The organism is Levilactobacillus yonginensis (assembly GCF_003946265.1).
Classification (GTDB): domain Bacteria; phylum Bacillota; class Bacilli; order Lactobacillales; family Lactobacillaceae; genus Levilactobacillus; species Levilactobacillus yonginensis.
Map to the genome: position 1 here is coordinate 1 of NZ_RHNO01000037.1, position 11,328 is coordinate 11,328.

At 38.3% G+C, this 11,328-nt stretch carries 14 protein-coding genes and 2 pseudogenes; 5 read left to right on the plus strand and 11 right to left on the minus strand.

What is annotated here, in order from left to right; translation table 11 throughout:
• Positions 1 to 303: 303 nt before the first annotated feature.
• Together EKM87_RS11690 and EKM87_RS11700 are read right to left on the minus strand one after the other, a co-directional pair.
• Complete coding sequence (locus EKM87_RS11690; RefSeq protein ID WP_125684927.1) at positions 304 to 819, minus strand: hypothetical protein; 516 nt, start codon at positions 817 to 819, stop codon at positions 304 to 306.
• 299 nt (positions 820 to 1,118) lie between these two features.
• A protein-coding gene (locus tag EKM87_RS11700; RefSeq protein WP_112278733.1) for an IS3 family transposase occupies positions 1,119 to 2,188 on the minus strand; the annotation gives its coding sequence in 2 pieces (ribosomal slippage) (positions 1,119 to 1,960 and positions 1,960 to 2,188; 1,071 coding nt in all).
• Positions 2,189 to 2,313: 125 nt separating this feature from the next.
• On the opposite strand from EKM87_RS11700, the gene EKM87_RS11705 reads away from it, so the two are divergent.
• Positions 2,314 to 3,366 (plus strand): ABC transporter permease, encoded by a 1,053-nt coding sequence (locus tag EKM87_RS11705; RefSeq protein ID WP_046811107.1) that lies wholly within the window; start codon positions 2,314 to 2,316, stop codon positions 3,364 to 3,366.
• A gap of 4 nt (positions 3,367 to 3,370) precedes the next feature.
• The gene (locus tag EKM87_RS11710; protein WP_046811108.1) at positions 3,371 to 4,051 is read left to right on the plus strand and encodes an ABC transporter ATP-binding protein; all 681 of its coding nucleotides are present in this window, start codon (positions 3,371 to 3,373) and stop codon (positions 4,049 to 4,051) included.
• A gap of 575 nt (positions 4,052 to 4,626) precedes the next feature.
• Here the strand turns inward: EKM87_RS11710 and EKM87_RS11715 are convergent.
• Both EKM87_RS11715 and EKM87_RS11720 read right to left on the minus strand, forming a co-directional pair.
• Complete coding sequence (locus tag EKM87_RS11715; protein ID WP_125684929.1) at positions 4,627 to 4,929, minus strand: type II toxin-antitoxin system YafQ family toxin; 303 nt, start codon at positions 4,927 to 4,929, stop codon at positions 4,627 to 4,629.
• Positions 4,919 to 5,197 carry a plasmid mobilization protein gene (locus EKM87_RS11720; protein WP_003625288.1) on the minus strand — a complete coding sequence of 93 codons (279 nt, stop codon included), beginning with the start codon at positions 5,195 to 5,197 and terminating at the stop codon, positions 4,919 to 4,921. Before EKM87_RS11720 ends, EKM87_RS11715 begins: the two co-directional genes overlap by 11 nt.
• A gap of 103 nt (positions 5,198 to 5,300) precedes the next feature.
• On the opposite strand from EKM87_RS11720, the gene EKM87_RS11725 reads away from it, so the two are divergent.
• The gene (locus EKM87_RS11725; RefSeq protein WP_060416949.1) at positions 5,301 to 5,888 is read left to right on the plus strand and encodes a site-specific integrase; all 588 of its coding nucleotides are present in this window, start codon (positions 5,301 to 5,303) and stop codon (positions 5,886 to 5,888) included.
• 498 nt (positions 5,889 to 6,386) lie between these two features.
• On the opposite strand, the gene EKM87_RS11730 is transcribed toward EKM87_RS11725, so the two are convergent.
• The 6 genes from EKM87_RS11730 to EKM87_RS11750 form a co-directional block, all read right to left on the minus strand.
• Positions 6,387 to 6,581: a hypothetical protein gene (locus tag EKM87_RS11730; protein ID WP_060416950.1), complete on the minus strand. Its 195-nt coding sequence runs from the start codon at positions 6,579 to 6,581 to the stop codon at positions 6,387 to 6,389.
• Between the two features lie 371 nt (positions 6,582 to 6,952).
• Positions 6,953 to 7,597 carry a helix-turn-helix transcriptional regulator gene (locus EKM87_RS11735; protein WP_225428448.1) on the minus strand — a complete coding sequence of 215 codons (645 nt, stop codon included), beginning with the start codon at positions 7,595 to 7,597 and terminating at the stop codon, positions 6,953 to 6,955.
• Between the two features lie 806 nt (positions 7,598 to 8,403).
• Positions 8,404 to 8,586, minus strand: a complete 183-nt coding sequence (locus EKM87_RS12435) for a hypothetical protein (RefSeq protein ID WP_041816356.1) — start codon at positions 8,584 to 8,586, stop codon at positions 8,404 to 8,406.
• 11 nt (positions 8,587 to 8,597) lie between these two features.
• Entirely contained in the window at positions 8,598 to 9,107 is a 510-nt protein-coding gene (locus EKM87_RS11740) for a helix-turn-helix domain-containing protein (protein WP_043023412.1), read from the minus strand.
• Positions 9,108 to 9,779: 672 nt separating this feature from the next.
• Complete coding sequence (locus tag EKM87_RS11745) at positions 9,780 to 10,082, minus strand: type II toxin-antitoxin system YafQ family toxin (protein WP_005917927.1); 303 nt, start codon at positions 10,080 to 10,082, stop codon at positions 9,780 to 9,782.
• On the minus strand, positions 10,072 to 10,350 hold the full coding sequence (locus tag EKM87_RS11750; protein ID WP_003625288.1) for a plasmid mobilization protein: 279 nt from the start codon (positions 10,348 to 10,350) through the stop codon (positions 10,072 to 10,074). The genes EKM87_RS11745 and EKM87_RS11750 overlap by 11 nt, the downstream gene beginning before the upstream one ends.
• A 175-nt stretch (positions 10,351 to 10,525) precedes the next feature.
• On the opposite strand from EKM87_RS11750, the pseudogene EKM87_RS11755 reads away from it, so the two are divergent.
• Positions 10,526 to 10,645 (plus strand): annotated as a pseudogene (locus EKM87_RS11755) (IS6 family transposase); the annotation flags it as partial.
• A gap of 49 nt (positions 10,646 to 10,694) precedes the next feature.
• The gene (locus tag EKM87_RS11760; RefSeq protein WP_057707481.1) at positions 10,695 to 11,042 is read left to right on the plus strand and encodes a hypothetical protein; all 348 of its coding nucleotides are present in this window, start codon (positions 10,695 to 10,697) and stop codon (positions 11,040 to 11,042) included.
• A gap of 103 nt (positions 11,043 to 11,145) precedes the next feature.
• Here EKM87_RS11760 and EKM87_RS11765 read toward each other — a convergent pair.
• Positions 11,146 to 11,328: pseudogene (locus EKM87_RS11765) on the minus strand (TetR/AcrR family transcriptional regulator); the annotation flags it as partial.

Consider the following 11,328-nt stretch of genomic DNA (forward strand, 5'->3'; position numbering starts at 1 on the left):
CAAACATCATTTTACAGAAATTTGGCCATGGGCCATTCTTTATTTAATTAGTGTTGCACTTAAAGTGTAAATTCAAGGGCAAAATAAAAACGCCACGCTATTTAGCACGACGTCTATTATCCTTACACCATCTTATCGAGCCGAGCACCCGCCTGTGCCCACTCCGGAAACTCATACCCGTATTTACTATGAATTAATCATGATATCGCCACCTCCTGACCATATGCAAAAAAAACAGTGATTAGCTGAACTTTTCGATAAATCTATTAAAAGTTTCCGTAGTCCCATTTGCAATTAGTACAACTAAAGCTTCATAGCTAATTTATCAAATTCTTGTATATCAATACCCGTTGCTCCAATTAAATCAAGAATAATCTCCTTTGCTAAGTCTTTACTATAGGAATTTAATTGTTCTGTGAAATCTGGCTCTTCACTTTCATACAGGCCATTGAGCAGTGGAATAATGTAACTATAGATATACACTATTAGTGGATATTCTTTTAATTCCACCAAAACGGTATCAGTTATCCCATCGCTAACCATTTTAGATTTTCTCGTATCAACAACAATTTGATTATGAACATCAACTTTAAAATATACCTTGTTACCACGCTCAGTTAACTCCATTCCGACACTTCTCAATGGAAACTGTCGGGCGATATGCATCTTTAAGACTGATAAATCAGTAATATTAGGTGAGCGACCAATTATCATATCTTGCAAATCATCTCGTTGAATTGTTCCCGAGAACGCATTCATTGCTGGCAATCCAATATCAGAATTAATTTGCCTGTTGTTTCGATCATATTTCCAAAACATCCAAGCAAAAAAGTTATCTTCAAGATAATCAGTACATTCAACATTGTCGTTGCCAATCAATTGAAGGATTTGGTCAACTCTAGTTTTGTCACTAGTGAATATAGCAACATATACTGCATCATCTACCTTTTACCAAGCAATTGATGAAATGCTAGCTAACGCTAGTCCTAGTGATAAATTGTCTAAACGCTTGCAAGCAATCTTTGCCCAAGCATCTATTTCTCGGCGTGATATGTTGGGTGCAATGATTGGCGCCGGTATGAATATTGCTCCTATGTCAATAAATGGCACATCTTTTTCTAAACACTCGTTCTAATTCTGTCGGAATTAAACCAACTGATGTAATTTGAGGTTCGGATTACCAAGTCCTCAAAATTGGAAAAAGTTGTTTGAAAGGCAAACTCTCTCTTCAACAATGAGTGAAAAGCTTCAATTGGCCCATTATCATAAGGATAACCTTGTTTTGAGTATGAGTGGCTAATCTGATGCCGTTCAAGTAAAGTTTCAACTTCGTTGCTGGTGTACTGTGAACCCATGTCAGAGTGAAAATATTGTGGCTTTTGATGACATTCAAGCGCCTGATTAATCGTTTCTACAACTAACGTCGCCTCCATCTGACGACCAATCTTGAAAGCAAGAACTTGATGAACCTTTGGTTCGTAAATAGAACTGAGATAAACCCAGGTTCCTGGACGTAATTCCAAATAAGTAATGTCAGCACGCCATATCCTTGCATTGGGCTGGTGCTTGATTAAATTGGGGCGTTGTGAATGATCCACATGAGTGCCAGGTTTTTTAAATCGCCGATTCATTAAAGAGTGAATCTCCATTTCCCTCATTAATCGTAAAATTCGTTTTGACCCAACACAGATGCCTGACTTGCGAAGCACCATCGTTATTCGTGGATAACCATAGGCACGATAATTATTTTCCCAAATCAATTCAATTTTTTCTTTGAGCTGATTATCAACACGTTCGTGTTGACTAGGTTGATATCTTTTCCAATGGTAATAGGTGCTGCGCGGTAATTTCAGTGCCGAAAGAATAATTGATAAGCGGTGTCGCAATAACTGATCTTCTATGAAGACAAGGCAATTAATTCGTCCTAATGCTTTCCCAGTAACACCGCCGCAGCTTTTAAAATTTCAAGTTCCTCCTTTAATCGCTGATTTTCCCTTTGAAGTTGTTTGAATTCTTTGGACGTTACTTCAGTACCGTCTTCTAGCTCAACTGATTTAGCGCCTTTAACCCAATTCCGAATTGAATCGGCTGAAGGACCGTATTCCTTGGATAATTCATCGGATCGTCGTCCCGCTTTAACCATCTCCACAATGGACTTTTTTAAGTCCTCTTCATAACGTGTAACCATAAATAAAAATGCTCCTATGATGATATTTTACCAAACTAGCAAAACTAGTCCGGAATCTCATCATAAGAGCATGTATACTTGTGTATAGTAAGTTTGCTGAACTGCAACAAATACAGGAGGAACAAATGTTTTTAGCAATTAGAGAGATTAAAAAAGAAAAACTACGGTACGGCTTGATTCTAACAGTCGTCGTCTTAATCAGTTATTTGATTTTCATTTTAAGTGCCCTGGCGCTCGGGCTGGCAACAGCTAACACCGCTGCGGTGGACAGCTGGCAGTCTAAGTCCTTTGTAATGACCAAAGACGCTAATGGCAATGCCGGACAGTCATTACTGACAACGAAACAGGTGGATCAGTTAAGCGACGACAAAACCGCAACACTTGGCATTACACCAGTTAATATGAAAATTGGCGGAAAACGTGAATCCGCACAATTCGTTGGGATGAATAACGACGAGTACATCGCTAAAAACCTACAATTAACCAAGGGGCACTTGCCAAAGGCAGCTAACGAAGTCGTCCTCGCTGACTCAGTTGATAAGGATATTTACGGTATGGGGGATAAAATTTCGATTGGGTTATCTGATACGAAATATAAAATCGTGGGTTATGCGAAAAATGCCACGTATAACACCGCACCTGTTATTTATGGCGCGTTAGCGCAATGGCGTGTCATTAAGGGCGTGTCAGATCAATTCCAAGGTAGCGTAGTTACTTCAAAAACGTCACAATCGGTCGATGATAAAGCATTAAAGACTTATTCATACCAAGCCTTTATCAATAAATTGCCAGGTTATACACCGCAAAAAGCGACGTTTGGTCTCATGATTGGCTTCCTGATTGTCATTTCATTGATTGTGATTACCATCTTCCTCTACATTCTAACGGTTCAAAAATTGCCTAACTTGGCAGTTTTGCGTGCACAAGGCATTCCAAATCGTTTCTTGGCCCAAAATACGTTATTTGAGACGTTCTTTATTATGGCAACTGGTATCGTCGTTGGTGCTGTACTATCGGCATTAACTGAATTTGGGATTCCAGATAGCGTACCAATGGCATTTGATTGGGGATTGATGGGACTCATTGCGGCCGGATTGATGGTAACCGGGTTACTGGGTGCAATCATTCCGATTCGTGTGATTAGTAAGATTGATCCGGTATCAGTAATTGGAGGTTAAAAAGATGCGTGAAGAAAAACTAGCCCTTGAACACGTGACGAAACAATTTGGTCAGAAAACTAATTTAGTTACGGCACTAGAAGACGTCAGTTTAGCGTTTAAAGCTGGTGAGGTGTCGCTTATCATTGGTCCTTCAGGATCTGGTAAAAGTACCTTGCTAACCATTTTAGGCGGGTTACAGACACCAACAGACGGCTCAGTTCGTTTGAATGGTCACGACATCAGTGATTTGAGTACCAAAGAAGCCGAAAAAACACGACTTGAACAAATCGGTTTCGTCTTACAGGCGTACAATCTCGTGCCATATTTAACCGTAGCAGACCAATTCAAACTTGTTGACCAGGTGAAGCCTAACAATAACCTCAGTCAAGATGGATTTGACAAAATTATTGAAACGCTAGGCATTCAAAAATTATTAAACAAATACCCTGGCGAATTGTCTGGCGGTCAACAACAGCGCGTTGCAATTGCCCGTGCGTTGTATACAGACCCGGCGATCATCCTAGCCGATGAACCTACGGCAGCATTAGATACGGCACGTGTCAAAGAAGTTGGCCAACTTTTTGCTAATATTGCGCATGACGAGGAAAAAGCAGTCGTCATCGTCACGCACGATGATCGTCTGCGAGAGTTTTCTGATAATGTCTACAAAATTGTCGACGGAAAACTATCTAATACGGACTGATTAACACACTTGCTCTTATGCTGATATTCCGGACTAGTTTTTCTCGTTTGGTAAAATATCATCATAAGAGCAATAGATTATTTAGTTATGTTTTTGTCGAGCTTGCATTTTTGCTAGTCCGCTTGTAGCAAGGGTTTCAGCCCAATATAATAACTAAAATTTATAAGGTTACTTTTCAAATGTGTTGATTATCCATTGCAGAGAAAAGAACACAATAAAAATGATAAGAATAGGAAGCAGTCTAGCCAGCCAAATATTGATGTTTGGATATTGTGACAGAGTATGATAGAGCCATTGGGCAATTATAAAAGCGCCCAATCCGCTGACGATTTATTTGATGTTTTTATACATGTTATTTCTCCAATATATTCATACTAATATAGTACCTATAATACCATTAAACAAAAAAACAGCCCCTATTATCTATCCACTAGATAACGGGGGCTGTTTTATAGGGGCGATTAAAAGGCACAAATAACCCCTCAAAAACGTTGTTAAAATAGCCCCCAATATCTACATTATAGATATTGGGGGCTATTTTAATTTATTTTTTTATAAGTGCCACTAAACTATAGCTATTGATTCAAGATTTCATGGGAGCCAGTTGCAACCAATAACAAAATCAATTCATCATGATCTAGCTGATAAATAACAATCCGGTTGTCATAATTTTTACCATAGTTGCCATATCTGGCAGGGTGAAATTCACGATAGCCACGCCAATTTCCTTTTAATGCATGATCTTTAATCTGTTTCAAAACAAGTACATCTTGTTCAACAATTGCTTCTAAACAAGGCTTCAAGACAGTTATTGGGAAATGTTTTTTGACTAGTTTTTTTAATTCACGTTCAAAAGATTTGGTCTGTTTAATTTGCATCTAACTTATCGATCCAATCTTCAAAGTCAGTCAATGAACCAATGTTTTTGACCTGCCCTGTTTCTGCTTCTTTTTTAGCGGCTAAGGCTTCCGGAGAATCTAAAAAGCTGACTAATCGAACTTCATTATTGGCCGCTTTAACTAACGATAAGCGTATATACTCAGAAACGGTTAGCCCTTGTTTTGCTAGATTAGCTTTAGCCCGTTCACTAATGTCAGGTGTTACACGAGTTGAAATTGTCTTGTTTTTAATAATAGTATTACTCATTCTAATCCGCCTCCTTTAAGTTTACCATCGTACTACATTATAATATTCGATTTTTAGGTTTTCTGCAACTAAATTAATTTTAAAGTAAAGGAACTAACAGCTTATGCAACAAGTTGTCTTACCCATCAAAGATTCAAACGTTCTTAAAGAGATTCAAGATACGTTACTCAATAACTTTATAGCTGGCCGACGTAACTATACGATTTTTCAAGTTGGTAAAGCGACGCTACTGCGAGTGAGTGATGTTATGGGCTTAAAACAGGCCGATATTTTTAATCCGGACGGTTCTATTAAACAAAATGCGTTTATTCATGACCGAAAAACTGGTAAACCTAATACCTTGTACCTTAAGCCTGTTCAAACAGAGCTCTTATTGTACCGTCAATGGCTGCTTGATCATAAGCTGGATTCTGAATGGCTCTTTCCGTCAATTCAACGCCCAGAACGCCATATTACTGAAAAACAGTTCTACAAAATTATGAGTAAGGTTGGCGATCTATTAGGAATTAATTACCTTGGTACCCACACTATGCGCAAAACTGGGGCTTATCGCGTTTATACGCAATCCAATTACAATATTGGCTTAGTCATGCACTTATTAAATCATTCAAGTGAAGCCATGACTCTAGCTTATTTAGGCTTAGACCAAGCAAGTACCGAAAGTATGTTAGATCAAATTGATTTTGGTTAGTTTTATTTGGATTTTTAGTTGTCGCCAACGGCGACTTCTGATACAGGTTTTTAATGGGTCTAGCACAACATAGAATAAATTCTATGTGTAAGTGCGCATTGACCTTGTTTTACTCGGTCTTCTTATAGCTATGAAATCAGGTTTTCCGTTATTGAATTAAATACATTTTTAATTCAATATATGCGTCCAAATCAACTAAATTTGCTATGCTTTAAATACTTAAAAACTATTACATATTACGATGTTTTAAGCCAAAATTTTTTAATTGCTTTGTGCAGAGAATCTTTATAAGAATAGTTGCCGTGTGTTCATGGTCATAACGGCAAAAATACCCTGATCACGTGCTGCCTGTGCAATTCTAGCCATGCCGTTACCATGCCAAACAAAAAGGGCCGCCCCTAATCGAACGGGGTGCCTCTGGCGTGTCTGTTTAGTTGTGTCAACTATACCAATTTCTACTTAATATAATGCGTATACCAATAACTAATTACCTACCTCTTACTCCAAGTGAAAAATTCTCATTACCTGACTTAACACAACCGGAACGACGTAGCCAATGACACACAAGATAATACCGGTCTTTTGAATAACGGTTAAGTCTTTAAAATCATGCCAGAATCCCACAATTAGACAAATAACCCCAATTAAAATTAAGAATGGAATTAAAACTGCAATATTAACCCAATTAATCATGTGATCACCTCATCTATTAGCTATACCGATTCTTACTTTACATAATCGCGATTATGACAAGAAGCCCGCTAACCGTTGAGTTAGCAGGCTTCTTATTTTTTGGGCTTGTGAAGTTAACTTTCGAAAAATGCGCCTGCCGTTAAATCAACATTTAGGCCCTCGAAAAGTTAGTGAAATTTACGTCAATTCTTCCTAGACCATCTAATTTTTAACACTACCTATGCTCTAATGACCAGTTCTAAACAAATTAACCAGATTCCAAAGTACCAACACGGCTAAAATACTCGAGAAAACACCAACTTCTCAAAAGGCTTATTAAGGCTCATATTCCTTCCTCCATATCCTAAACCAACATAAAAATATAAAACGACTCAATCAAGACTGGTAGCTGTCATTTTTAGCACTCTATCAGGACTGAATACAACAATAGCCATAACTGATACAATCCGCATTAAACCGCCAAAAATCGCTCCCACGATGGTACCAGTCAGATAATAAGCAGACTCACCGGTCGCCATAAAAGAAGCCTGTAATGCCAAATAACCAGTACCAATTAAAATAATCACAAACAATAATAAATGATCAAACGAGACAAACCATTCCCTTAACTGATGGTCAGTTAAAGGAAAATGTGTTAGACAGATAGCTACACTAATCACATAAAATATGACTAACCACCCATTACGTGGGTAAAAACGTGTCATACTCGATATATAGGACAAAACAGTAAGCACCATCATAAAACCATAACTAACCTTAAATATCCTAAGATTTTTCTTACTCAATTTTTCAAGTTCACTCAATCTATCTGTCATTACTTGGTCCTCCCTCAGCAAAGTATCTAAAGATATTGAAAAAACATCACTAATTTTAACCAATGTCTTAATATCTGGATAGTTTCGTCCATTTTCCCAACTGGAAACCGTTTTACGCGAAACTAATAAAGATTTGGCCATAGCCTCCTGAGTCATTTTTCCCTGCAATCTCAAAGTTTTAATTTTCTCTTGAAATTTCATATTGCCTCCCAAAATCAACTATGAATAGTTCTTATTAAAAAACAAGCTAGTATTTCTAGACAGCCTTATATACGTACTAAAACTAAGCACAAAGATACTTAAACCCAACCAAAGGTTGAGCCAGACTGGCTCTCTCATGAGTCTTTCCCCGAAAATGGGAAAAACGGCTTCTTTGGAGCCCTAAACAACTAAGTTCAACCCCGGATTTACTCCGTGGCTCAATTTAGCCGTTTAACAACCGTTTAAGCGCACATAGCCCTTGCCCCTATAATCTACCGTCTTTTAGCCTGGTCGTTGCCAGTCGCGCTTTTATTTAACCTGAGAGCGTGTTTCAACTCACTTTGACCATAGGGCGGTCGTTTCCATTTTCTATGTTTCCTACCACGTCTTTAGTCGCGTTGATCTCGACTGGGTTTAGCATACCCCTGGCTTTAACTACAAACGGGGTAACGAACCACGCTAACGAATGATTTGAGTGACCAACATCAGGGGATTACCCACGCGTCTTTTAACTGGGAGTCGTTTCCAGTCATTCCACGTCCACAAAAAAAGAACACGTTAGCCAACCTGCTAAGGTTAACTAACGTGTTCTTATCAAATGGTTTTATTTAACCAGAGTTCATGATAAAATACGTTATTGAGATAGGGACTGGTTCTTCAGTCCTATCAGAAAACCTTAGTAGTCTGTAGCTACTAAGTCATCTAAGCCTTGGGACGCCAATCCCGAAGGCTTTATTTTTTTTGCGCTCATATTCAACTTGGTTTCATGATAGCGTATTCGAAAGCACAATACAACGTAAAATCCATCAATTTTCAAATCTAACCGTAATCATATAAGCCATGACAATGGCTATCAAGATGCCAAATATATCCAGCAAAATATGCCAAGGCTCGTCTGTCCACGACAAATTCAAGAAGTAACCAATCACATTCAACATAAACCACAAGTTAATGACAAATTGAATACCAAAAACTAGCTTTTGTTTCATCATTAAACTCCTTACTGCTTAAATAGACGTGACCAGAAGCCACGTTCAGTCTTATCCGTTGATTCATCTACGTTATCGTTACTACTAGGCTGTCCAGTACCCTCTGGCTCACCATTTTGTTTTTGAATATCATCCGACTTATTCTCTAACTGTTTGATCTTATTCTCGGCCATAAACTGTAATTGTTGAGATTGATCTAGCAGCTTTTGCATATTTTCTAATTGAAAATCCTTTTGCTTAACTTGAAGCTTCAGGTTATCAATCTGTGACAACAGAGCATTCTCATATTTATTTGAATCCGAGTTACTGTCAGAGGTACAATTTTGGTTGTCACCAGTTGCTTCTATGTTGTCACTTATCCCCATAAAGTCCCTTATATAGGCCTCTACCCGGTTGTCTATCTGGTAGCTATGTTGCACTTTTTTAGGTTTCTTTGTTGCAGGAAGTTTAGATATCACTTTCTGAACATACTGTCGACTAACATTCAATTCATCAGCTAACTCTTTTACTGTTTTCGTCATAGCACACCACTTTTAAATACCTTTTTTATATTTCATTATAAATGAAATATCGACTAAATCGATGTGAAACCAAGTTTATGAGAGTCTTTGACAAAATATTAAAAATCCTTTGTAATTCTAGCAAACTACTTGTTTCTCTATGAGCGGATTATTCACCGGTTTTATAATATGTTGTTGCCGCCCTTGTCTCATACCAGTGTATCATTAACGTAAATATTTCGTTCCTTCCTAAGGAATAAAGAGTAGAAATATACTTCGTTAGTTGAAAGGGGATAATTAGAATTGAAAGATTCTCGTTCGTTAGTGCTTTATTATGATATCTGGTGTTTTGCAGCCATTGGCCTTTTGGTGATATTTACCGGATGGTCTTTTCCACAACAAGTTTTTAATACCATTGTAGTTATGGTAGTTACATTCCTTTGGATGAGGAGAGGATTGTCTCAAGTACGCCAGAATAGTCTATATTATCGATTATCGTGGTATTTGAGATTAATAGTCTTGGGATTCTCTGCTGCCTTGTTGATTTTTGCCGTACTAAAGCAAATCACAAATCAGGGTCTATAATTAACAAATCGCCCCTCAAAATCATTGTTAAAATAACCCCCAATATCTATAATGTAGATATTGGGGGCTATTTTAATTTATTTTTTTATAAGTGCCCCTAAACTATAGCTATTGATTCAAGATTTCATGGGAGCCAGTTGCAACCAATAACAAAATCAATTCATCATGATCTAGCTGATAAATAACAATCCAGTTGTCATAATTTTTACCATAGTTTCCATATCTGGCAGGGTGAAATTCACGATAGCCACGCCAATTTCCTTTTAATGCATGATCTTTAATCTGTTTCAAAACAAGTACATCTTGTTCAACAATTGCTTCTAAACAAGGCTTCAAGACAGTTATTGGGAAATGTTTTTTGACTAGTTTTTTTAATTCACGTTCAAAAGATTTGGTCTGTTTAATTTGCATCTAACTTATCGATCCAATCTTCAAAGTCAGTCAATGAACCAATGTTTTTGACCTGCCCTGTTTCTGCTTCTTTTTTAGCGGCTAAGGCTTCCGGAGAATCTAAAAAGCTGACTAATCGAACTTCATTATTGGCCGCTTTAACTAACGATAAGCGTATATACTCAGAAACGGTTAGCCCTTGTTTTGCTAGATTAGCTTTAGCCCGTTCACTAATGTCAGGTGTTACACGAGTTGAAATTGTCTTGTTTTTAATAATAGTATTACTCATTCTAATCCGCCTCCTTTAAGTTTACCATCGTACTACATTATAATATTCGATTTTTAGGTTTTCTGCAACTAAATTAATTTTAAAGTAAAGGAACTAACAGCTTATGCAACAAGTTGTCTTACCCATCAAAGATTCAAACGTTCTTAGAAGCTGTCTCAGGAATCAGCTTACATCCACTAGTGCAACACTCAGCGGCATTGAAGTCATCCATGCATTACGCAAGAAAACCCGACGAGAGCTAAGCCTCATCGGGTTTTCAGCCGTGGACGAATTAAAAGCGATGGTGCCAGCATAACCTACAACACCCTATCAACAACTAGGTAAAAGGCACACTCTCAGACTATTTGCACCAGAGCCCTAAGCGGGCCTTTGCTGATTTGATTGCACTAGCTACCGAGACGATCGTCGATGCGACCAGCCTAACCGTCGTCACCAGTGACCCACTCAGTGTCGACCGCCAACAGCGACTCACCCATTTTGAAGCCCGGCCTTTACTCGCGCCGGTAGATTTGTCCAACACCACGTCAATTCCGGTTACAACCATTCAGGCAACTACCCAGGCTAAACTTGCCGAGCTCCCACGAACAACTCAGCGGCTCGTCAACCCAGATCTTTACCCGGTCTACATGACGACCACACTCAGCCAGTTGCAAACTAGTTTGTTGAATAAAATGACGATACTAGCAGATTAACAAACGAACACGCGTAGCAACGACCAAAGCCACTTCTGTACTTAGCGTTCAAATGACCGCTAAGTACAGAAGTGGCTTTAGTTTATATCAAGTAACAGTTAGCTCACTGACCAGTAATTTGATCATGTTCACCCGGGGTCAATATTTTGGTCATCACCGTAATCAAATACGCTTGTTCGCGCTCAATTTCAGTTCCCGGCAATTCCAGTATTAACCGCGCTAGGTAACCGAATAGCTGCGATAACAAACTTTGCAGTATCAAATCATTCGGCCAATCCACAATCAA